Source organism: Amycolatopsis pithecellobii, from assembly GCF_009707865.1.
Lineage (GTDB): Bacteria > Actinomycetota > Actinomycetes > Mycobacteriales > Pseudonocardiaceae > Amycolatopsis_E > Amycolatopsis_E pithecellobii.
The window spans coordinates 1-23,150 of the sequence record NZ_WMBA01000097.1; the positions used below are offsets into that span (position 1 = coordinate 1).

The window sequence follows — 23,150 nt, forward strand, 5'->3', positions numbered from 1 at the left end:
GTGCACACTGATCAATTGAGACCCTTGGTGTGATCGTCTTCCCTAAGCAAGAAGCATGATCAACCAAGGGCCTCATCCATGATCATCCGGGTGCCCCGTCATGGCCCCGAACGTTAAAACTCAAGCTGAGTAGCTGATCGAGAAAGCCGCCGGCCTCGACCGCCGCACGCGCAGGGTCGCGGTCGGCGATGGCGTCGAGCAGCCCTTGGTGGCCCAGGTCGGCGTGCTCGGCCAGGCGGTCGTGTGACGTCGCGGCGACGCTGGCGGTGACCACTTCGGTGAGGCCCCGGTACAGCTCGCTCAGCAGCCTGTTGTGTCCACAGTGGACAACCATGAGGTGGAATTCGGCGTCCGCGCGGGCGAAATCCTCGAGCAGTCCGTCTTGCTGCGCGCGGTCCCGCTCGGCGAGCAGTTCGGTGAGCCGGGCGAGATCGTCATCGGTGCGCGCTTCGGCGGCCAGCCGTGCGCCCTCCACCTCCAGGCTGCGCCGCACCTGCAGCACCTCCCGCAGTTCGGTCCCGGCCAGCCGCCGGATGGCGCCGCAGACCTCACTCGTGGCACGGACGTAGGTGCCGTCACCCTGCCGGACTTCGAGCAGGCCGCTGTGGGCGAGCGCGCGGATCGCTTCACGCACGGTGTTGCGGCCGACGCCGAGCGTCTCGGTCAGCTCGGTTTCGGTCGGGATGCGGCGGTCCACGGGCCATTCGCCGCTGCTGATGGCCGCACGGAGCTGGCCTATCACCTGGTCGACGAGGCCGGTTCGACGTGTGGTGGCTAACGGCACAGCAGATATCCCTTCACCCAATCATCCTATGTCTGGAAGAGTAGCGGACGTGGTTGATATCCAGGTGAAAGGCACTCCTCGTGTGCTGGCCGGCAGCGGCCTGCTCGTCGGGGCCGTCATGCTGGCCGCACTCAACCTGCGGCCGGCGGTAACCTCCGCCGGCTCGGTCCTCGAGGAGATGCGAGACTCGCTCGGCGCGAGCGCCACCTGGGCGGGCGCACTGACCACGCTGCCAGGGTTGTGTTTCGCCGCGGCGGGTTCAGCCGCGCCCTGGATCGCCAAGCGGATCGGGATCAGCGCCTCGGTGGCCGCGGCACTCGTGTTGCTCACCGGCGGCCTGCTGCTGCGGGTACTCGACGGGAAGCTGGTCGTGCTCGGCGGCACCCTCGTGGCGACGGCCGGGATCGCACTGGCCAACGTCCTGATTCCGGTAGTGGTGAAGGAATCCTTCACGGCCAGGATCGGCTTGATCACTGGCCTGTACACGGGTGCGCTGCAGGCCGGCGGCGCGTTCGGCTCCGCGGTGACCCCGCCACTGGACGACGTTCTCGGTGGCTGGCGGCCCGGACTGGCGAGCTGGGCCGCGTTGTCCGCGCTGGCCTTGGTCGTCTGGCTGACCGTCGCCCGGACCCGGCCGGCCACGGGACACGGCGCCGGTTCGCCCGAGACCACGAACCGTTCCTTCCTGCGCAACCGGCTCGCGTGGATCGTCACGCTCTTCTTCGGTCTCCAGGCTTGCTTCGCCTACGTCGTCATCAGCTGGCTGCCCCAGGTATTTGTCGACGCCGGGGTCAGCCGGAGCGAGGCGGGTCTGCTGCTGGGGCTGATTTCGCTGCTCGGCCTGCCCGTCAGCTTGGTCGTGCCTGCGGTCGCGGCGCGTACCGGTAACCAAAGCTGGTGGAGCCTGGGCCTGGGCACCTGTGGGTTGCTCGGTGTCCTGGGGGTGATGATCGCGCCCGGTTTCTCCCCACTGCTGTGGTCGATCCTGCTCGGCCTGGGCATGGCCGTGTTCTCGCTCGCCCTGACCACGATCGCCCTGCGGGCCCGCACCGGCGGCGATACCGCGCGCCTTTCCGGGATGGCGCAAGGCATCGGCTACCTGTTCGGGGCCGCGGGCCCGTTCCTGTTCGGGATGCTGCACGACCTGACGGGCGGCTGGACCGTGCCGTTCGTCCTGCTGCTCGCCGCCGTCATCGGGCAGATGGTGTTCGGTTTCCTAGCTGGTCGGCCCCGCTATGTCTGAGGAGCGTCGCGAAGCGGCTCCGTTGAGGGTGGTGGTGGGCTGGCGGGCGGGGCTAGATTGAGCAGCGCGTTTTCGATCAGCTCCGGCATCGCCGGGTGAATCCAGTACTGGCCGCGCGCCATGGTGTGCGCGGCGAGGCCGAAGCTCATCGCCTGGATGAGCGGCTGGATCACCGTCGAGGCCTGCGGCCCGATGATGTGCGCGCCGAGCAGCTGCCCGGTGCCGGGGTCGGCGAGCAGTTTCGCGAACCCGGTGGTGTCCTCCATCGCCCAGCCGTAGGCGATCCCCGCATAGTCCTGTTTGGACGTCACATAGCTGAGCCCGCGCTGCCGGGCCTGCTGCTCGGTCACGCCGACCGACGCGATCTGCGGTGAGGTGAACACCGCATGCGGCACGAACCGGTGGTCGGCCTCGATCCGCTCGCCGGGATGCAGCAGATTGTGTTGCACCACACGGGCTTCGTGGTTCGCGACATGCTTGAGCTCGTACGGCGAGGAAAGGTCGCCGAGCGCGTAGATGCCCTCGACCGAGGTCTGCTGGTACGCGTCCACGGTCACGTGTCCACTGTCCATTGTGGTCACTCCGGTGGTGGCGACGTCGAGCAGATCGGAATTGGGGCGGCGGCCCGTCGCGATCAGCAGTTCGTCGGTTTCGATGACCTCGCCACCGTCGAATTCGAGTGCGATGCCCGACTCGGTCCGCCGCACGCGCCGCGCCCGCCGGTTCAGCCGCACGTCGAACCGCGCGCTCGCCAGTTCGGTGAACCGGGCGCTGATGTCCTCGTCCTCGCTGCGCAGCAGCGCCCCCGACCGCGCCACCACGGTGACCTGGACGCCGAACGACGTGAACACGTGCGCGAACTCCGCCGCGACGAACCCGCTGCCCACGATCACCAGCCGTGCCGGCAGCTTGTCGAGCCGCATCACGCTGTCGGAGGTGTGGTATCCGATCTCGTCGAGTCCCTCGATGTCCGGGATGACCGGGCGCCCGCCCGCGGCGAGTACAAACCTGTCCGCGGTGACGGTTTCGGTGCGCTCGCCCAGGTCGACGGTCAGTTCCTTGTGCCCGGTGAACCGGCCTTCGCCCTCGTACACGGTGACGTTCGCGTTGTCCGCGTGGTTGAGCCGGTAGTCCCGGCCGCCGGCCGCGATCGGGTCGATCCGGCCGAAGATGCGGTCACGGACATCGCGCCAGCGCACGTCGAGTAGTTCCTCGTCCACGCCGAACCGGCTGCTCACCGACGGTGTCGCGGCGAGATCCGCGGTGTGCACGAACATCTTGGTCGGAATGCAGCCGACGTTGAGGCAGGTGCCGCCGAAGACACCCTTTTCCACGATCGCCGTCTTCCAGGAGGCGAAGCGCGAATCGAGAATCGAGTTCCCGGAACCGGTACCGACGATCACCAGGTCGTAATGGGGCACGTTGTCTTCCTCCGTTGCTGGGACTACCCGATGACTACCCGATCCAGTGACACCACATCGGAGGTCCATCAACTACTGTAGCGACGCTGCATTCTCACGCGCCGGAGTCCGACGAACGCCGAGCGCGACCTTCAGAGGCTGATCCGGTAGAGGGGGCACTCCCATGGCCAAACACGCCCGGCGGGACCGCAAGGTCCGTTTCCTGCTCGCGGCCGCCGCCGCGGCCGCGGTGTCGTTGCCGGTCGCCGCCGTCGCGGCGACCACCGGCAGCGAGCCCGCCGGGCCGTCGCCTCAGGTCCAGCCTCGTATCGTCGGTGGCGACGAAGCGTCCATAAAGGACTATCCGTACGCGGTTTTCCTGACTGATCGCAGGGGCAACCAGTTCTGCGGTGGCGTGCTGGTGAGCTCGTCGGCCGTCGCGACGGCGGCGCACTGCGCGTCCGCGGTGTCCCAGTCCGACCTGCGCGTGGTCGCCGGGCGCCAGGCGAAGGACGGCACGGACGGCGTGGTCGCGCGGGTGACCCGGGTGTGGAAGGAGCCGGGCTTCTCCGATCCCGGCAAGGGCGACGACGTCGCGGTGCTGAACCTCGACCGTCAGGTCCCCTACCGCCCGGTTTCGCTGCCCAGCCAGTCCGACACGTCCGGGTACGCGGCGGGCACGAAAGCCACCGTGGTCGGCTGGGGCCGCACCAGTGACGGCGGTGCCCGCGCGGCGTCGCTGCGCAAAGCGGTCGTCCCCGTGGTCAGTGACTCGAGTTGCCTGTCCAGCTACGACAACTACGACCGCAACAGCATGGTCTGCGCGGGGTATCCGGAGGGCGGGGTCGACGCCTGCCAGGGCGACTCAGGTGGGCCGCTGGTCGTCGGTGACAAGCTGATCGGCATCGTCTCCTGGGGCGACGGCTGTGCGAAGGCAGGCAAACCCGGCGTGTACGCGCGGGTGTCCACGTATGCCGATGACATCAGGGCGCAGTCTCAGCAGCGCGGTCTCCTCTGGTAGCAAGGAGCGGTGCACGCCACCGGATCCGAGCTGACCGCCCGCCAGTTGTACGGCGTGCTCCGGCTGCGCGCCGAGGTGTTCGTCGTCGAGCAGGACTGCCCCTATCTCGACCCCGACGGCCGGGACCTGCTGCCCACGACGCGGCACCTGTGGTCGGCCGGTGACGAGCGCATCGAGTCGTACCTGCGTGTGGTGGACGAAGGCGATCACCACCGCATCGGGCGCGTCGTGACGGCCAAGGACGCGCGCGGCCGTGGCCTCGCCGCACGCTTGATGACCGAGGCGCTCGAGATCATCGGTGACGCGGACAGTGTCCTTGACGCGCAGACGTACGCGCAGGGCTTCTACGCGAAGTTCGGTTACGTGGCCGAGGGCGACGAATTCCTTGACGACGGCATCCCGCACATCACGATGTGGCGGCGTGTGGCGGCGCCGACGCGCTGATCACCTTCACCGCGGTGTCCACATCGGACACACTGAGATCGGCGCGTGCGGTCAGGCGGAGCCGGGAGATGCCGTCCGGAACCGATGGTGGCCGGAAGCAGCCGACCCGCACGCCCTGTTCGGCACACCGCGCGGCCCAGCTCACCGCGTCGTCCGGGGATGGTGCCTGCACCGATATCACCGCCGCCTCGGGCGTGCTGACCCGGAAACCGGCATCGGACAGTTGTTCGGACAACCGTGCCGCGTTCGCCAGCACCTTGCCGGACAGGTCAGGTTCGGACTTGAGCACGCCGAGGGCTGCCAACGCGGCGGCGGCATTCGACGGCGCGAGGCCGGTGTCGAAGATGAAGCTGCGCGCGGTGTCGACCAGATGCTTGATCACCCGGCGCGGCCCGAGAACCGCACCTCCTTGCGCGCCAAGGGATTTCGACAACGTCATCGTCATCACGACGTCGGGTTCCCCGGCGAGCCCGGCGGCGTGCACGGCGCCACGGCCACCCTCGCCAAGTACCCCGAACCCGTGTGCGTCGTCGACGAGCAGTGCCGCACCGTGCTCACGGCACACCGCGGACAGGTCGTTGAGCGGGGCGAGATCACCGTCGACGGAGAACACCGAGTCGGTGACCATGAGGGCGCGTGCCGTCCGCCGGGTCGCGAGCGCGTGCTTGACGGCGGCGACATCGCAATGCGCGACGGCGGCGATCCCGGCACGGGAAAGCCGGCAGCCCTCGATCAACGAGGCGTGGATGTACTTGTCGGTCACGATGGCTGAGTCGGCGCCTGAAAGTGCCGTCACCGCACCGAGATTCGCGGTGAAGCCGGAGGAGAAGACCAGTGCCGCCTGGAATCCGCAGAAGCGAGCCAGCTCGTGCTCGAGTTCGGCGTGCACCTCGGTGGAACCGGTGACCAGCCGCGAACCCGTGGAACCGGCGCCCCAGCGCAGCGACGCCGCCGCGGCCGCACCGGCGACCCGCTTGTCCCGCGCAAGCCCGAGATAATCGTTGCCCGCCAGGTCCAGCTCGTCGCTTGACGCGGGCCGGGGACGAAGCCGGCGGACCAAGCCGGCGTCGGCGCGCCGGTTCGCTTCCGCGTCCAGCCAGTCGAAAACCTGCTCGGGCGGTACTTTGTGCGCTGCATCCACCCCAGCAGTCTCTCAGGCCTGGTCCGGACAGCAGAGGAGGCCACCGTCACAGACGATGGCCTCCTCTGCTGTGCCGATTGTCACCAAGCCGACCGCCAGTCACGGCGATCGGACAAACGCAGGTCAGGTGCCCGTTGATCGGGTCGGCCTACTTTTCGGTCGGCTTGGTAATGGGCGCAATCAGTCGCGCGTACGGCGTGCCGGGCCGCGCCCGTCCCGCCGCGGCGGACGTGCACCTTCGCGGAACCCGCCCTGGCGGTGACCGCCGAAGCCACGGCCACCCTTGCGGTCACCGCGTGGCGCGCCGCCCCGGCGGGGCTGCGGCTCACGGCGACGCTCGGGCACCGGCACGCCACTCGGCTGGCGCGCACCGGTGATACGGCTCAGCTCGGCGTCCCCGGGCCGGACGACCGCCGACTCGGCGCGCACCCCGGCGCGCTCGGTCAGCCGCCGCACCGTGCGCCGCTGGTCGTGCGTGACCAGGGTGACCACGGTGCCGGACGCGCCCGCGCGGGCCGTGCGGCCCGCCCGGTGCAGGTAGTCCTTGTGGTCGGCCGCCGGGTCGACGTGCAGCACCAGGCTCACGTCGTCGACGTGGATGCCGCGGGCCGCGACGTCCGTGGCGACCAGCACCGGGGTGTGGCCTTCCTTGAAGTCGGCGAGCACGCGGTTGCGCTGGCCCTGGGTCTTGCCGCCGTGCAGCGCACCGGCCGCGACACCCTTGGCCCGCAGTCGCTCGGCGAGCCGGTCGACGTGGTGCTTGGTGCGCACGAACATGATCGTGCGACCCTCGCGGGCGCCGATCTCGGTGACGATCGACTGCTTGTCCTGGTGCGACACCTGGAGCACGTAGTGATCCATGGTGTCGACGCTCGCGGTGACCGGTGCGACCGAGTGCTCGACGGGGTCGGTCAGGTAGCGGTCGACGAGCTTCTTCACGTCACCGTCGAGCGTCGCGGAGAACAGCAGGCGCTGCCCGCCGGGCGGGGTCAGGTCAAGGATCTCCCGGACCTGGGGCAGGAAGCCCATGTCGGCCATCTGGTCGGCCTCGTCGAGGGCGACGAAGTTCACATCCGACAGCACGCAGGTGCCCTGCCGGATGTGGTCCGACAGCCGGCCCGGTGTGGCGATCAGCAGATCGACACCGCGGTTGAGGACATCGGACTGGCGGGTGAAGGCCATCCCTCCGACGACGGTGCGGCACCACAGGCCCATCGCCTTGGCGAGTGGGCTGAGCGCGTCGGCGACCTGCATCGCCAGTTCGCGGGTCGGCACGAGCACGAGTGCGCGTGGCCGCTTGGGACGGGCCTTGCCGCCGCCGAGGCGGCCCAGCAACGCCAGGCCGAAGGCCAGCGTCTTGCCGGACCCGGTCTGGGCGCGGCCGAGCACGTCACGCCCGGCGAGCGCGTCGGGCAAGGTGGCCGACTGGATGGGGAACGGGGCGTCCATGCCCTGCTCTCGCAGCGCTGTCAGCAGCGACTGAGGAAGGTCGAAGTCTTCGAACGAGGTCACCGAGGTGGACTCGAAGGTGATGCTCACTAACTGCCTCTCGGACGTGGCACGTCGCAAGGAGGCCCAACTGCCCGCTTCGAGCAGGGCGCAGTGTTGTCCTGGGCGTTCACAGGGACGGACCCGGCGCATTCCATACGCCGTTGGTGGGTGGATTACCGCGTGCCATGACTGCTGGCCTGGCTGCGAAGAACAACACCTGTCGACGCCGCCGGTTGCGGTCTGTGACGAGTCTACCGGAAGTACGGTACGGGCCGCCGACGGGCCCGTTCATCGGACTGTGCGACTGCCCACAGCGACCGTCCACAAGCGACTCTATCGCGGCGCGCCCGCCGATCATGCGGGTCGCCGGCCGGGGGTTCCAGCTGCCGGTGTTCCACAGGCACCCGGTGGGCGCTACATGCCTGATTCAGCCGCCCTCGACTTCAGCCGCCACCTCGCCGGCAACTGCTCAGGCGCTCGATCGAGCCGGCCGCACTTCCGCAACGCAGGCCGCACCCCTGCAACGGCTCACCGATCCGGTGGATTTCCAACCCGCTCCCGGCACCGGCGCCTTGCCGGTGCCGGGAGCGGAGGCGTTCGCCCACCGAGGCGGTTCAGTGCACGATGACGAGGTCGATCTCGTGGTCGCCGGTGCGCTTGACGTCGAAGCCGGACTTCGAAGCGGCGGTCAGCAGACCCTCCACAGTGGACGGTTCGCGGCTGACCTTCGCCAGCGCGGCGGCGAGCTTTCCCTTGTACGCCTTGTTGTGGTGGCTGATCGTCTTGCCGGTCGCGGTGACGACGCGCACGGTGACGGCGCCGGGGATCCGGGCGAGGGCGGCGTAGGCGCCGGAGCGCAGGTCGACGATCAGGTCGTCCATCTCGGCGAATGCCGATTCGAGCGCGGGCCGCCACAGGGCGCGGAGGGCGCCGAGCGAGGGTAGTGAACTGCCGCCCGAGAGGCGGTATGCGGGGATGCGGTCGGCTCCGCGTGCGATGCCGAACAGCGCTGATGCGACGGCGAGGCGGCGCTGGGCCTTGGCGAGTTGGGGTTTGGTGAAGGCGCCGATGTCAAGCGCGTCGTAGAGGACGCCGGTGTAGCGCTCGAGCGCGGGCAGCGTTGGTGAGGACCAGAGCGCGGCGTTGCGGGCGACCTCGTCTTCCTGCCGGGGCGAGAGGTCGAGGGCCTTGAGACTGGCGGGTACGTCGGCGGCGAGTTCGACGAGCGCGTCAGCCACCTTGCGGCGGACAGGGGCGAGTTGGGGATGGGCGAGCTCGTCGAGGTTCAGGGGTGGGCCGTCGCCGCCGGGAGCCTTGGTTTCGGATGGGGGCAGCAGCACGAGCACCCACGCAGGTTAACCGTTCACCTGGTCAGGTCCCGTCTCGCCCTTTCACCCCAGGCGAAGGCCTGAAGATCGTACTTCCGGCCGAGGGCGGTGAGGATGCCTGCTGCCAGCCTTGATGTCGTGATCGACCCGGAGGAGGCAACCATGACCGACAACTCACCTCGGCGACGCTGGAGGTTCGTTCCAGAGACGCCGTTGAAGTGCGCTCTCTACCTGGTTTTGGGTGCGGCCCTGCTGGTGGGTTCGGTGTACGACCTGTCGACGCACACGGTCGGGAAACCGGCGTTCACCCTCGCCGCCGCCGTGGCCTCAGGCCTGTTGATCGCCGTCTCGGCGGCTGGGCTGATTTTTCCCGCCACCCGCGGCCGTTGATCCTGACGGCCCGGCGTCCGCGCGGCGCTCGTCCATCCGCGCGGCACCCGCCCGCCCACGCGCCCTGGCCGCGTGGCGCCCAGCAGGCGCCCGTGTGTGGTCCGGACGCCGCCCGGCGGCGACGCCCGGCGATGCCTGGACCTCGGCGACGCCCGGAGCTCCGCGATGCCCCGACCTTGGCGACGCCTGGGCCCTGGACCTCGGCAGAGTCTGGAACCTTGGCGGCCCCGCTTGTTTCGGCAACGACTGGGACCCATTGCCGACCGGGCCGGGGCGGCCCGCTGGACCACGGTGCGGTTGGCCATAGATCAGCACCGGCGTCCGGCAGGGCTTGGGGCAGGTGCGTCGCGCGATCCCTCACCACCGCCTGGTGAAACGCGGGACAGCCGCGTGATTGCCGGCATGGCCCGACGCCCCCGGCCAAGCGTGCGCCGGGCAGGCATGGTCGGAACCGCGAGGTCGCTCTACGCCCGGTGAGTCCGCGGCTGCCATCGAGACGTCGGGCCGAGGTACCGAGCCGCTGTCGCGGTGGCCCATCGGATTCGTCCCATCGGGCGACGCGGATGTCCACTCGATGCGGTTGGTTCCCCGGTCCAGCCCTAGGCCGACGGCCAGGGTGTGGGCGTCGCGCCAAACTGATGATCTTGCGTCACGGGCTGTTCGCCGGTCAGCCGGGGTGAGGCCGGTGCCGCCGCGGATCGTCCACTGCTTTACTTCACGTATGGAACCCAGTGGGTCACTGACGCTCCGGTATGCCATCGCGACCGATGTCGGCCAGCGACGGGATGCGAACGAGGACTCGGTTTTCACCAGTTCACGGCTCCTCGCCGTCGCCGACGGCATGGGTGGCCATGTGGCAGGCGAGGTCGCCAGCTCCACCGCGATCTCGGCCATTACCGAACTGGACCAGCGGCTCGAAGCCGATGACCTCGACCCGACAGAGGCCCTGTCGGAGACCGTGACCGACGCCGTACAGCGCCTGACGTCCCTCGCCGACGAGGACCCGGCGCTGCAGGGCATGGGCACCACGTTGACCGCCATGCTGTGGGACGGCGCCCGATTCGTGGTCGCGCACGTCGGTGACTCGCGGGCCTACCGCCTGCGCGACGGCGAGCTCGAGCAGATCACCCGCGACCACACGGTTGTGCAGGAGCTGGTCGACCAAGGGCGGATCACGCCGGAAGCCGCCATGACCCATCCCAGCCGCTCGGTGCTCACCCGCGCGCTGCAAAGCGGTGGTCACGCGGATCCCGACGTGTTCACCGTCGAGGTCAAGGCCGGTGACCGGTACTTGATCTGTTCGGACGGCCTGACGGACGTTGTGTCGCCGGATGTGCTGGGGGAGACCCTGGAGGCGGTCACCGACCTCGATGCCGTCGTCTTGAGACTGGTCGAGCTTGCCAACGATGGCGGTGGCCCCGACAACATCACCTGCGTCGTCGCCGACGTCAGCTGACCCAGGGCCCCAGACGCACCTCCCGCTTTGCGCCGTTGGGGACGACGCGAGGAACACCTAGGGGGCATGGTCCAGTCGGCCGCAGCATGGCGCGAATGAGGTGCGTCAGGCTTCGTTGTCACGCGCTGTCAGGCCTGCCGCTATGAAGACTGTGCGGCGAATGGCGGCATTTCGGCCAGGGCCCCCCGTGGGATGGCGGAGCGGCCGGGAACCGTGTCAGCTCACCGTTTTTGTGCAGACCCGGCTGTTACGGAAAAGTGTGGCAATAGCACCCCCTCTCGCTCAATGGCTCGCTACGAAACATGTGGTTGCGTATCGTGCCGGTCATGATCGATGCCGCACCCGAGCAGGTCTGCCCGCGCCCGCAACTGGTCCGGCAGGGTTGGTTTGATCTGTGCGGGCAGTGGGATTTCGCGTTCGACAGCGACGATCGTGGACGTACCGACGGATGGCACGCCGACCCGGCGGCGTTCGATCGGCGTATCACCGTGCCTTACCCGCCAGAGTCGGAACTGTCCGGCGTGCATGATCCGGGGCCGCATACCGTTGTCTGGTATCGCCGCGAATTCGAGGCTCCGCCGCTGGCGCCCGGGTTCCGGCTGTTCCTGCATTTCGCTGCGGTGGACTATCGCGCATCCGTGTGGGTCAACGGAATTCACGTCGGCGACCACACCGGTGGGCAGACTCCTTTCTCGTTTGACGTCACCGAAACACTGCGGGCGGAAGCACAGTCCATTGTGGTCAGTGCCGAGGACAGGACGGATGACGCTACTCAGCCGCGAGGTAAGCAAGACTGGCGCGCCGACCCACACGACATCTGGTACCAGCGCACAACAGGCATCTGGCAACCAGTGTGGGCCGAGGTCGTACCGTATGTGCACCTGAACGAGCTGCACTGGACACCTGATCTGGTTCGCGCCGCGGTCAAGTGCGAAGGCGAGCTGTCCGGTTCAGCTGCCAACGTGCGTGTCGTTCTCCGGCACGAGGACGAGGTCCTCGCCGACCAGTCCGTCCGGATCGACGGGCGCCGGTTCAGCTTCGACGTCGCGGTTCCCGCCTTACGTCATGGCCAGGACCGCATGCGGCTGCTGTGGGCGCCCGAGCATCCGCGACTCGTCGACGCCACCGTCGAGGTCCACCCCGAGCGCGGCCCCGTTGATGAGGTCTCCAGCTACCTCGGGTTGCGCGATGTCGGCACGGCCGACGGTCGGTTCCTGCTCAACCACATGCCGTATTTCCCTCGCATGGCACTGGAACAGGGTTACTGGCCGCAGTCGCATCTGGCCGCCCCCGACGTACAGGCCCTCCGCCGCGAGGTCGAACTCGCGAAGGAGCTCGGTTTCAATGGTGTGCGGGTGCACCAGAAGGTGGAGGATCCGCGGTTCCTCTACTGGTGCGACCGACTCGGCTTGCTTGTCTGGGGCGAAACCGCGAACGCCTACGAGTTCGGACCCGTTGCCGCTGAACGACTTACTCGCGAATGGCTGGAAGTCCTCCGCCGGGACCGAAGCCATCCATGCATCGTCACGTGGGTGCCACTCAACGAAAGCTGGGGTGTGCCCGATCTCGCGTTATCGCCGGAGCAGGCGGATTTCGCGCGCTCGCTCTATTACCTCACCAAAGCCATCGACCCCTCTCGTCCTGTGATCGCGAATGACGGCTGGGAAATTGCGGAAGCGGATATCTATGGTCTGCACGACTACGCGCCCACTGGTTCCTCTCTTCGTTCTCGTTATGGCAGTTCCGATGTCGCGCGCCACACTCTTGCCGCCGTCCGTCCCGGAGGCCGGCGGCTTGTGCTCGGTGAAGTCGACCCCGGATGCCCCGTGATGCTGACCGAGTTCGGTGGTCTCACCTATGTTCCTGCGGAAGGCGAGAAATGGTTCGGCTACTCGACCGTCGCCGATGCCACCGCGCTTGTGCATAGGCTAGACGACCTGGTCAGCGCCGTGCTTGAGTCGCCTGCCCTGGCTGGGTTCTGCTACACCCAACTCACCGACACTGAGCAGGAACGCAATGGACTCCTCACCGAGGATCGAGTACCCAAAGCCGACTCGACCGAGATCAGAGCCATCCTGACCAAACCGGCGAAGGCACTGCCCGATGACGAACTCCGCGCATTTCGCGAAGCAGGTCCCGACCAGACCAAGTCATAGCCCGGCCGCCGAGCCGATCGGTTGTCCAGCATGCGACGCCGGCATCTGCGGCTGGGAAACCCGCGGGTGCACCGGAACTGGGGCGGCGCGGGTGCACCCGCGGGCGAGGCCGATCTCGGGGGAACGGCCTCAGGACGGCAACGGCCACCGGAGTGTGAGTCCCCAGGAGCGGTGGCCGGCCGCCACGTCGCAAGCTAAGCCATGTCCCAGATCTTCACCGCTCGTACGACAAACGGCGCCCTGGGAACGTAAGTGCCGTGCCCTGGATAGGTCGTGAAATCGCCCTCGGTCGTGCATTCGACGTCCTGGTAGACCGTGACATCCCGGTCCAGCTGGTTGACGAACGACCTGGCCTCGATTTCACCTGGCAGTACGAGACATTCCTCCGGATTGGCTGTGCGCAGATCGACCCGCTGTAACGCATCGCCATAGAACTCGCCCGTCCACGCGCAGAACTCGCCACGCTCGCAAGCGTTTTCCGGACGGCCGGGGTCAGCCTGAGCAACCCCTGATCCGGCGAGCAGGCCGAGTACAGCGATGACGAAAATTCGCGGCAGGTGTGCACGCAGATTCATGTTTCTCTCCCCAGGGGAATGGTGGCCCCGCCGGAATGCCGGGGCGGTGACGAACTCAAGAATGCCGGTTCGGCAAGAGAATGTCAGCAGGGATTTTTACTTCTGTGGACAAGTAGATTCCCTTCCCTCGATCGGGCAATGGTTGTCCACAATTTTCAGGGAACTCGTTGTGCGGCAGCGAACTGTCTGCTAATGCGCTGAAGTCGTGGAGCCCCGAACGATCAGCTCAACGTCCAAAGTGGCCGGTGGCGGTGCCCGATGTCCGGCCAGCAATCGCAATGCCAGCTCGCCGGCCAGCTTTCCCTTACGTGCCAAGTCCTGACGGACAGTCGTCAGCGGCGGATCCGCCCATTGCGCCACTGGTGTATCGTCGAAACCGACGATCGACAGATCATCTGGAACGGAAAGCCCACGCCTCTTCGCAGCAATGATCGCCGCTAGCGCCAGTTCGTCCGACATACACAGCAGAGCCGTCGGTGGCGATGGGCGGTCGAGTAGCCCGATCGCGCCGGCCGTTGCGTATTCCCGCGAAAGCGCCGACACTTCCCAAATCGAGACGTCGTCAGGCGCGAGACCCGCGGCGCGCAGCGTGTCGAGGTAGCCGCCAAGTCGTTCACGATTGACGCGGAACAGCGACCGACCGGCATCCTCCACGGATAGCGGGCCCCCTCGCGGCGCGGAAAGGCATTGGGCGGAAAGGATTCCGACTTTGCGGTGCCCCAGTTCGATCAGGTGCCGGGCGGCCGCGACCGCGCCCGCCCGGTCGTTTGTGCTCACGCGCGCGGCGCCGGGCACGATCGGCTGGTCGATGACGACCAGCGGTAGCCGGCGCTGCCGCACCGCACGCAGTGCCGGCGCGCCGTCGGCAAGCGAGTACGCGACGGCGAGATCCGCCTGCGCGGCGAGCACCCGTTCCGCGCGCGGGCCCCCATTGTCTCCGCCAGGCAGGAGAAGCAGCGCGTGCCCGTCGGGATCGACCGTGGCGGTGAAGGCGTCGAGGGTGATCGACAGTGCGGGATCGGAGAATGCTGCCGACAGACCGGTGTCGAGCATGAACGCGACCGCGCCGGTGCGTTTCGTCGCGAGGCTGCGTGCGATCGGGTTCGGGCCGGTGTAACCGAGGCGCTTCGCCGTACGCAGCACTTCCTCGCGAAGCCGTGCGGAAAGCTGGTCTGGACGGTTGTACGCGTTGGACACGGTTGCCCGGGAGACGCCAACGGCGTAGGCGACGTCGTCGAGCGTAGGGCGTCGCCGACCTGTCATCTCGCAAGTCTAAAGGGCTGGCGTTTCTAAAGCGCTTCAGTCATGGTGAGACAAGGAGGTGAGCGCATGGTCGGCAACCGGCTCGGGATATTCGTGGTGTTCGCACTCAACGGCGCCGTCTACGGATCTTGGGCTCCCCGCGTGCCCGCGCTCGCCGAGAGGCTGCATGCCGCACCGGGTTCGCTGGGCCTTGCGTTGCTCGGCGCCAGCATCGGGATGCTGATCGCGGCGTCGATGTCCGGGCGGCTGGTCGAACGGTTCGGGGTCCGCGCTGCGATCGTCGCCTCGACATTGCTGTCCTGTGTGATCCTGCCGTTCGTGGGCGCCGCTGGTTCGGTGCTCGCGCTCGGTTTCGTCATGTTCGGCCTCGGTGCCTCGGTCGGGATGATGGATGTATCCATGAACATCGGCGCGGTCGTTGTCGAGCGGCGGCTCGGGCGCGCGATCATGCCCCTCTTTCACGCAGGGTTCAGTGTCGGCGGTCTTGTCGCGTCCGGTGCGGCGGGCCTCGCGGCCGCGGGCGGCTGGTCCCCGTTGCGGCAGTTCGTTCTCGTCGCCGTGGTTCTCCTGGTCGCTCTTTTGCTCATGTTGCATGGGCTCCCGCGGTCGACGCCACGCGCGGAGCGGACACGAAGGACGGCGCGAGTGGCCCCGATCCGCAGGCCTGTGCTGTGGCTGCTCGCGGCGATCGCGTTGTGCTCGGCGGTGGCTGAGGGTGCCAGTTCGGACTGGTCAGCATTGCTGGTGGTCACCGCGCAGCATGTGGACCAGGCTGCCGCCGCGCTCGCGTTCTCGGTGTTCTCACTCACCATGGCAGCCACCCGGCTGGGTGGCGCGTGGGTGCAGCGCAGGGTGGGCGCGACGCGGATGCTGGTCGCCGGCGCGGCGCTTGCCGGATCGGGCTTGATCATCGCCGCGGCCGTACCGATCGCCGGCATCGCGTACGCAGGGTTCGGCCTGGCCGGGTCGGGGCTCGCCGCCGCGTTCCCGATCGCGCTCGGGCTCGCGGGGGCGGCGGGCAAACGGGACGACGACAGCGGCGGGGAGCGCGAGATCGCGTTCGTCACCACGATCGCGTACAGCGGTTTTCTCGCCGGGCCAGCACTTATCGGCGGTATCGCGCAGCTGACGTCGCTGTCCGTTTCGTTCGTCGTGGTCGGCCTTCTCGCCGCTCTCATCGCGCCGGCCGCAGTCGCCGCAGGTCGCACCCGCCGCCGTGAGCTCACCGCGGCCGTCGCGGGCGTCTGAGCCGGGCCTACCCTCATACCGTGGAGTCTGAAGTCCCCTCCCGGCGTACGGCCACGGTCCTGCCGCTGCTGGCGATCAGCGTGGTCCTCGCTGCGGTCATCGCGGTCGCGGTCCTCGCGGTGACCGGCGGAGCCACCTACGTCATCGCGGGCCTGCCCAACCCTGGCGTCGTCACGCACTATGGCATCGAGGTCGTGCGTGTGCTCGCGGACGCAGCCTCGGTGGTCTGCGTCGGTTCGCTGTTGTTGGCGTCGTTCCTGGTGCCACCGCAGGAATCGGGCACGGTCGCGCGGGACGGGTACGCGGCCTTGCGGACGGCGGGGACGGCGGCCTGGGTGTGGTTCGCCGCTGCGATGGCGTCAGTGTTCTTCACAGCGGCGGACGGCGCGGGCAAATCGGTCACCGACGTCTTTTCACCGGTGGTACTGCTGAACCTCATTGACGCGATCGAGCAGCCCAAGGCCTGGCTGGTCACCGCGGCGATCGCGCTCGTGCTCGCGGCAGGCTGCCGGCTCGCGTTGTCCTGGGGCTGGACGACGGTGCTGTTCTTCATCTCCGTCGCCGGCCTGGTGCCGGTCGCGGTAACGGGCCATTCCTCCAGCGGTGGGTCGCACGACATGGCCACCAACAGCCTGCTGTACCACCTGGTCGCCGCGACGCTGTGGGTCGGCGGATTGTTCGCGTTGCTCGCCCATGGGTGGCGACGTGGCGAGCACCTGACGCTTGCGGCGACCCGGTTTTCGAAGCTGGCGCTCGTCTGCTGGATTGTGATGGCGCTGTCGGGTGTGATCAACGCACTCGTGCGGATCAGGTTGGTCGATCTGTTCACCACCGACTACGGGCTGCTTGTGGTCGCGAAGATCGTTGCGTTGCTGGTGCTCGGTGTTTTCGGGCAGCAGCAACGTGTGCGCGGTGTCCGTGACCTGGTGGACGGTCGTGGCGGGGGCCAGCTGCTGCGACTGGCCGCGGTCGAGTTGCTGATCATGTTCGTGACGATCGGCATCGCGACAGCGCTGGCACGCACACCCCCGCCACCGGATGCGGTGACCCAGCCGTCCACGACCGAACTGCTCATCGGTTACAACCTCCCGGGAGCACCGACGGTGTTCCGATTGCTGTTCGCGTGGCGCTTCGATCTTGTCTACGGCACGGCGGCGCTGGTGTTCGCCGCGGTGTACCTCGCAGGTGTGCGGCGGCTACGCAGGCGTGGGGACTCGTGGCCGGTGGGCCGGACGGTCGCCTGGCTGGCTGGTTGCGCTGTGCTGCTGATCGCGACGTCGACCGGGCTCGGGCGGTATTCGCCGGCGATGTTCAGCGCTCACATGGGCATGCACATGCTGCTGTCGATGGTGGCACCGGTGCTGTTCGTGCTGGGTGGTCCGGTGACGCTCGCGCTGCGCGCGCTTCCCGTGGCAGGCAAGGGTTCCCCGCCGGGGCCGCGGGAGTGGGTGCTCGCCTTCGTCCGGTCGCCGCTCGCGAAGTTTCTCACCCATCCGGTCGTCGCGCTGCTGCTGTTTGTCGGCTCGTTCTACGTTCTGTATTTCTCCGGCTTGTTCGACGCCGCGCTGAACTATCACTGGGCACACCTTGTGATGAATGCCCATTTCCTGCTGTCGGGCTACGTTTTCTACTGGCCGGTGATCGGAATCGACCCGTCGCCACGACGCCTTCCGCACCTGGGGCGGCTGGCCATGATGTTCGCCGCGATGCCGTTCCACGCGTTCTTCGGCGTGATCCTCATGTCGAAGCAGACCGTGATCGGGGAGTCGTTCTACCGGTCCCTCAACCTGCCCTGGGTCACCGATCTCCTTGCGGATCAACGACTTGGCGGCGGGATCGCCTGGGCCTCGGGCGAGCTTCCCGTGCTGCTCGTGCTGATCGCATTGCTCGTGCAGTGGGCGCGTGCGGACGATCGCGAGGCGAAACGGCAGGATCGCCGCGAGGAACGAACCGGTGATGCGGATCTGGCTGCCTACAACGCGATGCTCAAGCAGATGGCCGAGCATCGCGAGCCCCAGTCGTAGCTGGTTGTCCACAGGACCCCAGTTATCCACAGGTACGGCAATTTCCTCTTTCCCCACAGGCTCCGGCCCTGCCAAGGTTGTGTCACGGCAGGGAGTTCCGGACAGAGAAGGGATGTGAGGGTATATGGAGTCTCGGTCTTCACCTGAGGTTGAGGTGTCGCCTTGATGTTCGAGCGGTGAGCGCGGAGTGACGCTGGGTCGTTCGACGGTGACCGCCGTACAGCCGGACGACACACGGCTCTACGATCAACCCTATGGCCGAGTTCATCTACACCATGAAAAAGGTGCGCAAGACCGTCGGGGACAAGGTCATCCTCGATGATGTCAGCACCGCGTTCTACCCCGGTGCCAAGATCGGTGTCGTGGGGCCGAACGGTGCGGGCAAGTCCACCGTGCTGAAGATCATGGCCGGGCTCGATCAGCCGAGCAATGGGGAAGCCTTTATCCAGCCGGGTGCGTCCGTCGGCATCCTCCTCCAGGAGCCGCCGCTCAACGAGGACAAGACGGTGCGCGGCAATGTCGAGGAGGGGCTCGGCGAGGTCAAGGTGAAGCTCGACCGCTTCAACGAGATCGCCGAGCAGATGGCCACCGACTACAGCGACGAGCTGATGGAGGAGATGGGCCGCCTCCAGGAGGAACTCGACCACGCCGACGCCTGGGAGCTGGACTCGCAACTTGAGCAGGCAATGGACGCGTTGCGCTGCCCGCCGCCGGACGAGCCGGTGACCCACCTTTCCGGTGGTGAGCGTCGCCGGGTCGCGCTGTGCAAGCTCTTGCTGTCCAAGCCGGATCTGCTGCTGCTCGACGAGCCCACCAACCACCTGGACGCCGAAAGTGTGCTGTGGCTGGAGCAGTTCCTGGCCACGTATCCGGGCGCTGTCCTCGCGGTCACCCACGACCGGTACTTCCTGGACAACGTCGCCGAATGGATCATGGAGCTCGACCGCGGCCGGGTCGTCGGCTACGAGGGCAACTACTCGACCTATCTGGAAAAAAAGCGGGAACGATTGGAGGTGCAGGGCAAGAAAGACGCGAAACTGGCCAAGCGGCTCAAAACGGAACTCGAGTGGGTTCGCTCCAACGCCAAAGCGCGCCAAACCAAGTCCCGCGCCCGTTTGGACCGCTATGAGGAGATGGCCGCGGAGGCCGAGCGCAACCGCAAGCTCGACTTCGAGGAGATCCAGATTCCGCCCGGTCCGCGGCTGGGCAGTGTGGTGGTCGAGGTTGAGCACTTGCGCAAGGGATTCGACGACCGGCTGCTCATCGACGACCTGTCGTTCAAGTTGCCTCGCAACGGGATTGTCGGTGTGATCGGGCCGAACGGTGTCGGTAAGACGACCCTGTTCAAGACGGTCGTGGGGCTGGAAGAGCCGGACTCGGGCGAGGTCAAGATAGGCGAGACGGTCAAACTGTCCTATGTGGACCAGAACCGCGCGGGGATCGATCCCAAGAAGACGGTGTGGGAGGTCGTTTCTGACGGCCTGGACTACATCCACGTTGGGCAGACCGAGATGCCGTCGAGGGCCTACGTTTCCGCTTTCGGGTTCAAGGGCCCGGATCAGCAGAAGCCGGCAGGCGTGCTTTCCGGTGGTGAGCGCAACCGGCTGAACCTGGCGCTGACCCTCAAACTGGGCGGCAACCTGATCCTGCTGGACGAGCCGACAAACGACCTGGACGTGGAAACCCTGGGCTCACTGGAGAATGCGCTCGAGCAGTTCCCCGGTTGCGCCGTGGTCATCTCGCACGACCGGTGGTTCCTGGACCGGGTGGCCACCCACATCCTCGCCTGGGAAGGCGACGACACCAACCCCGCCAAGTGGTTCTGGTTCGAAGGCAACTTCGAGGGCTACGAGAAGAACAAGATCGACCGTCTGGGAGCGGAGGCGGCCCGGCCACACCGGGTGACTCACCGCAAGTTGACGCGCGACTGAGCGCGTTCACGAGCACGCTTGAGCCGACACTGAAGCGGAGTCCCCATTGGTAGCCACCAGGCACACCCGATCCAGCCCGCCCGCGTTACGCGTCGGCGACTGGAACTCGGCCGGTAACGGTGAGAACCATGCGATCGAGAGTCTGCTGCAGCATGCGGCCGCGCTCGGTTTGCGTGCACCGGAATTGACCGTGGTCCTGGGTGAGCGAGCTGCGTCGCTTGCTGAGACCGCCGCGTCGGACATGCTGTGGGCGCGTGCCGAGAGCCTGGTCGTTTCGGGCCGGGTCCGGCTCGGGTTGCGTGCGGACAGCGTTGGGCGTGGCGTTGCCGCGTTGCGTGCGGCGGAGGATCTCGGTGACACCGTGCTGGCCGCGGGATTGCGCACGGACCTCGCACTGTGTGCTCGCAGTGCCGGGGTGCCGTTGATCGGGCTGGCCGCGTTGCGGCCCGTGCTGGGCGCGTCGGAATTCTCCGGTGCGGGCAAGGCCTCTGCGTTGTGTCAGCTGGTGGGGAGCCTCTCGCAGTTCGGGCGCAAACCCGAGCTGGATCGGGCGCTGGTCGAAGCGGACCGGTTGTGTGGCACGGACGACAACCTCGACGGGGATGAACGGCTGCTGGGCCGGGCGTTGGTCAGGGTCGCGATGTCGGCCCACCGTCGGCGGCATGCCGATGTGGTGGGTGCGGCCGATGCCGCGCGTACCGGACTGGGCCTGCTGGATCAGCTTGACGATCCGAGCTGTGACGGCGGCGTGGTTCGGTCGCGCTTGATCCTGCACTTGGTGTGCTCCCTACTTGACCGTGGTGACACCGAAAACGCTGCGGAGATCGCGGAGTCGGAGCTGGCCGAGTCCACGCGGGCGGCTGCAGTCGCGCCGTTCGGCTGGCTCCGGATGGCGGTGGCGACGCGGATTCTGCTGCCCGCCGGGTCGGTCGAAGCCGCGTCGGTGGTGCTGCGGGATGCGGTGTACAGCACCGAACGCCATGGCCTGTACGCGTTGACGTCACGGTTGTGGGCCGAGCTCGCACATGTCGAGGAGCGGCTGGGCCGCTCGCGGGACGCCATCGAATGTTTGCGTCAGAGCCGCGCCGCGGATCACGTGTACGCGCGTTCCCGGCGGCAAGCGATGGGATTGTTGGCGGGCGCGTTCGGCAATGGCGGTCAGGCCACGCTGGACTTGGACGAGTTGCTCGGGGCCGTCGCGGAGTCGTCCGCCGAGGTGCCCCAGGCGGCGCCCGTCCGGGTGGTCAATCCGGCTGGGGTCTCTGCTGGGCGTAACGGCGGGACTGTCTCGCCGGACGCGCTTGGAGCTGACCAGAGCGGGCGTGGCACGCCTGAGCCCGAGGTGGCCGAGCGCACCGTGATTATCCCGCGCATTGTCGATCCGGGGGGCGACCGACGGTCGGTGACCACGTCCCGGCGTGAGGTGTCGGCGAACGGAACTCGGCGTGCTGAGGAGACGGTGGTACTCCCGGTTGCGGGGAAGCGCACCGAAACAGCCAAGCCGCGGGTGAAGCTCGCGCCGGTGCGCCTCGAGCCTCCCGTTGTGCCGGACCTACCGCTCGCCCCACCGCCGGCCGATGAGCCGGCGCCGCGGGTCGCGCAGGCTGCTGAGCGCAAGCCGGAACTCGTTGTGTCGGCCGGAAACCCCGAAGACGACCAGATCCGTCCGAAGACCCGCCATACCGCCGAGCACGGCTCGGTCGCCGCGCGGTCGGTGCTGGACCGGCTCGGTATCTCCGCCGGTTCGGGCGGTGGCCGCCGTCGCGCCACGGACGATCATGATCAGTCGCGTCAGAACGCAGACTCAGCGACGGCCGCGGAACCCCGGGATTCCAGTGATTCCGCGCGAGCCGTGGCGCGCGCGAATGCCGCCCCGTCCGGTACACGCGGTGAATCCGCGCAGGCTGCGATGCCGATGGACGTTGCACGCCCTGCCGCACACGGGGAAACTCCGCGGCCCGTCACGCATGGGGAACCTCCGCAGGTGGACGCCGTACGTACTGCGGAACAGAGCGAAGTCGCGCGTGCCCATCAGCCGGGAAAACCGTGGGTTGACGATCCAGTCAAAGCTGCGCGCGCCACAGAACAAGTCAGGCGGGGCGCGGACTCCGCAGCGGGCGCACACCGGGTGGCCGCCGGTGCTGAGCCGGCTACTGCGGCGCGGGCGGACTTCGCGTGGAGTCAGGGCTTGGGCGACGCGTCGCAGGCCGAAGCGGTGGCGAATGCTCAATCGCCCGGCGTCGCAGGGAGCGCGAAGCAAGCAGACACTGCGCGGCACGCGGCGCCAGCGGGTTCCGCGCGCGTGGGGGGACATACGGAAGCTGCGCACGCCGTGCCACATGCGGAATCCCCGCAGGCGGCGGCCCATGCGGGAGCCGCTGGGCATGAGAAAACGTTCCAGGACGAGTCGTCGACCTCAGAGCCGGCGGCAGCTGCGTGCGCCGCTGAGTCGGCGGAGTCGGCGCGGAGCAACAAGTCCGCCGCGTCTGACAGGGAACCGATGAGGTCGGAAGGTACCCGGGACACAGCGAAGGTGTTGCAGGGCACCGAATCCGGGCAAAGCATCGAGGCCTCCTGGAGCCGCGAGCTTATGGAGGCATTGCTGAACTCCGACATGGCCGAGTCCACCTGGGCCGCGAAGCGCGGTAGGGGCCAGCGGGACGAGGCGGATGGTCGTCCCGCTGAATCTCAGCCGGGCCATGCGGCGGCCGAGCATGCCCGGGACGTGGCGGCTGAGCGCTCGGCCAGTGGTGTTTCTGGGCGCGCCGATCTGGCGGAGGCAGGCCAGACCGACGACGCGCCGACTTACAGCGGCAGAAAACGCACTGCTCCTGCTCACGCCGGAGATGCGGGCGCTGCCGCGGCGCACAGCCGGGTGGCGAACGGCACGGCTCCCAACAATGCGGCGACTCACAGAGGTGGGACGGGGGCGGCGGTTGGTTACAACGCAATGCCGTCGGGCGCTGCGGCTGAGGACGTAGTGGCGGCTCGTGACGGCAGGGCGGGTACCAGGGCTGTAAATGGCGTGGCGGCTCGCGGGGACGGGGCGGCGCACGGAGGCGAGGCTAGTGCTGTCGCGGGGGCTGACGGTGCGGCGGCACATCACGCCCGTTCGGGCCCCACAGCCGGAAATGGGCTAGCGGCCCACGAGAGTCGGGCGGCGCATGGCGGCGTGACTGGCGCTGCGGCTGCTGGCGGAGTGGCAGCTCATCGCGGTGAGTCGGGCACCACGGTTCGCGGTGGCGCGGCGGACAG

Annotated in this window: 17 protein-coding genes; 10 read left to right on the top strand and 7 right to left on the bottom strand. The window is 68.0% G+C overall.

The features are described 5' to 3' along the window. Positions 1–82: 82 nt before the first annotated feature. Positions 83–784, bottom strand: coding sequence for a FadR/GntR family transcriptional regulator (locus GKO32_RS35745; RefSeq protein WP_312869155.1), 702 nt, complete (start codon positions 782–784; stop codon positions 83–85). A 28-nt stretch (positions 785–812) separates the two neighbouring features. Here GKO32_RS35745 and GKO32_RS35750 point away from each other — a divergent pair, with 28 nt between their 5' ends. Then, complete coding sequence (locus GKO32_RS35750) at positions 813–2,027, top strand: MFS transporter (RefSeq protein WP_154761342.1); 1,215 nt, start codon at positions 813–815, stop codon at positions 2,025–2,027. Here GKO32_RS35750 and GKO32_RS35755 read toward each other — a convergent pair. Next, positions 2,018–3,448, bottom strand: coding sequence for a mycothione reductase (locus tag GKO32_RS35755; protein WP_312869156.1), 1,431 nt, complete (start codon positions 3,446–3,448; stop codon positions 2,018–2,020). The two genes, GKO32_RS35750 and GKO32_RS35755, sit on opposite strands and share 10 nt — an antisense overlap. 163 nt (positions 3,449–3,611) lie before the next feature. Here GKO32_RS35755 and GKO32_RS35760 point away from each other — a divergent pair, with 163 nt between their 5' ends. Beyond that, complete coding sequence (locus GKO32_RS35760; RefSeq protein ID WP_154761344.1) at positions 3,612–4,448, top strand: S1 family peptidase; 837 nt, start codon at positions 3,612–3,614, stop codon at positions 4,446–4,448. A 9-nt stretch (positions 4,449–4,457) separates the two neighbouring features. Then, entirely contained in the window at positions 4,458–4,892 is a 435-nt protein-coding gene (locus GKO32_RS35765) for a GNAT family N-acetyltransferase (protein WP_312869158.1), read from the top strand. On the opposite strand, the gene GKO32_RS35770 is transcribed toward GKO32_RS35765, so the two are convergent. The 3 genes from GKO32_RS35770 to yaaA all read right to left on the bottom strand — a co-directional run bounded on the left by GKO32_RS35770 (position 4,855) and on the right by yaaA (position 8,870). Then, positions 4,855–6,033 (bottom strand): 8-amino-7-oxononanoate synthase, encoded by a 1,179-nt coding sequence (locus GKO32_RS35770; protein WP_312869160.1) that lies wholly within the window; start codon positions 6,031–6,033, stop codon positions 4,855–4,857. The two genes, GKO32_RS35765 and GKO32_RS35770, sit on opposite strands and share 38 nt — an antisense overlap. 180 nt (positions 6,034–6,213) lie before the next feature. Further along, positions 6,214–7,572 carry a DEAD/DEAH box helicase gene (locus GKO32_RS35775; RefSeq protein ID WP_312869161.1) on the bottom strand — a complete coding sequence of 453 codons (1,359 nt, stop codon included), beginning with the start codon at positions 7,570–7,572 and terminating at the stop codon, positions 6,214–6,216. Between the two features lie 566 nt (positions 7,573–8,138). Further along, positions 8,139–8,870 (bottom strand): peroxide stress protein YaaA, encoded by a 732-nt coding sequence (gene yaaA, locus GKO32_RS35780; RefSeq protein ID WP_312869162.1) that lies wholly within the window; start codon positions 8,868–8,870, stop codon positions 8,139–8,141. 144 nt (positions 8,871–9,014) lie between these two features. Between yaaA and GKO32_RS35785 the strand changes: the two genes are divergently transcribed. From GKO32_RS35785 to GKO32_RS35795, 3 genes are all read left to right on the top strand, one after another. Continuing rightward, positions 9,015–9,242, top strand: a complete 228-nt coding sequence (locus tag GKO32_RS35785; protein WP_154761346.1) for a hypothetical protein — start codon at positions 9,015–9,017, stop codon at positions 9,240–9,242. 721 nt (positions 9,243–9,963) lie between these two features. Beyond that, positions 9,964–10,698 carry a Stp1/IreP family PP2C-type Ser/Thr phosphatase gene (locus GKO32_RS35790; protein WP_154761347.1) on the top strand — a complete coding sequence of 245 codons (735 nt, stop codon included), beginning with the start codon at positions 9,964–9,966 and terminating at the stop codon, positions 10,696–10,698. A 326-nt stretch (positions 10,699–11,024) separates the two neighbouring features. Beyond that, the gene (locus tag GKO32_RS35795; protein WP_154761348.1) at positions 11,025–12,854 is read left to right on the top strand and encodes a glycoside hydrolase family 2 protein; all 1,830 of its coding nucleotides are present in this window, start codon (positions 11,025–11,027) and stop codon (positions 12,852–12,854) included. Between the two features lie 194 nt (positions 12,855–13,048). Here the strand turns inward: GKO32_RS35795 and GKO32_RS35800 are convergent, their stop codons facing one another. Next, on the bottom strand, positions 13,049–13,429 hold the full coding sequence (locus GKO32_RS35800; RefSeq protein ID WP_154761349.1) for a peptidase inhibitor family I36 protein: 381 nt from the start codon (positions 13,427–13,429) through the stop codon (positions 13,049–13,051). Between the two features lie 189 nt (positions 13,430–13,618). Next, a complete protein-coding gene (locus GKO32_RS35805) occupies positions 13,619–14,692 on the bottom strand; it encodes a LacI family DNA-binding transcriptional regulator (protein ID WP_154761350.1) in 1,074 nt (357 codons plus the stop codon). A gap of 66 nt (positions 14,693–14,758) precedes the next feature. Here GKO32_RS35805 and GKO32_RS35810 point away from each other — a divergent pair, with 66 nt between their 5' ends. The 4 genes from GKO32_RS35810 to GKO32_RS35825 all read left to right on the top strand — a co-directional run. Further along, positions 14,759–15,940: an MFS transporter gene (locus GKO32_RS35810; RefSeq protein WP_154761351.1), complete on the top strand. Its 1,182-nt coding sequence runs from the start codon at positions 14,759–14,761 to the stop codon at positions 15,938–15,940. A gap of 20 nt (positions 15,941–15,960) precedes the next feature. After that, positions 15,961–17,964: a bifunctional copper resistance protein CopD/cytochrome c oxidase assembly protein gene (locus GKO32_RS35815; RefSeq protein ID WP_312869163.1), complete on the top strand. Its 2,004-nt coding sequence runs from the start codon at positions 15,961–15,963 to the stop codon at positions 17,962–17,964. A gap of 254 nt (positions 17,965–18,218) precedes the next feature. After that, the gene (gene ettA, locus GKO32_RS35820; RefSeq protein WP_154761353.1) at positions 18,219–19,895 is read left to right on the top strand and encodes an energy-dependent translational throttle protein EttA; all 1,677 of its coding nucleotides are present in this window, start codon (positions 18,219–18,221) and stop codon (positions 19,893–19,895) included. A 46-nt stretch (positions 19,896–19,941) separates the two neighbouring features. After that, on the top strand, positions 19,942–23,150 hold a 3,209-nt coding region (locus GKO32_RS35825), incomplete at its 3' end, for a hypothetical protein (RefSeq protein WP_154761354.1).

Coding starts and splice junctions, on each gene's coding strand:
- GKO32_RS35750 (WP_154761342.1), top strand. CDS start 813: ATGTCTGGAAGAGTAGCGGACGTGGTTGATATCCAGGTGAAAGGCACT.
- GKO32_RS35760 (WP_154761344.1), top strand. CDS start 3,612: ATGGCCAAACACGCCCGGCGGGACCGCAAGGTCCGTTTCCTGCTCGCG.
- GKO32_RS35785 (WP_154761346.1), top strand. CDS start 9,015: ATGACCGACAACTCACCTCGGCGACGCTGGAGGTTCGTTCCAGAGACG.
- GKO32_RS35790 (WP_154761347.1), top strand. CDS start 9,964: ATGGAACCCAGTGGGTCACTGACGCTCCGGTATGCCATCGCGACCGAT.
- GKO32_RS35795 (WP_154761348.1), top strand. CDS start 11,025: ATGATCGATGCCGCACCCGAGCAGGTCTGCCCGCGCCCGCAACTGGTC.
- GKO32_RS35800 (WP_154761349.1), bottom strand. CDS start 13,429: ATGAATCTGCGTGCACACCTGCCGCGAATTTTCGTCATCGCTGTACTC.
- GKO32_RS35805 (WP_154761350.1), bottom strand. CDS start 14,692: ATGACAGGTCGGCGACGCCCTACGCTCGACGACGTCGCCTACGCCGTT.
- GKO32_RS35810 (WP_154761351.1), top strand. CDS start 14,759: ATGGTCGGCAACCGGCTCGGGATATTCGTGGTGTTCGCACTCAACGGC.
- ettA (WP_154761353.1), top strand. CDS start 18,219: ATGGCCGAGTTCATCTACACCATGAAAAAGGTGCGCAAGACCGTCGGG.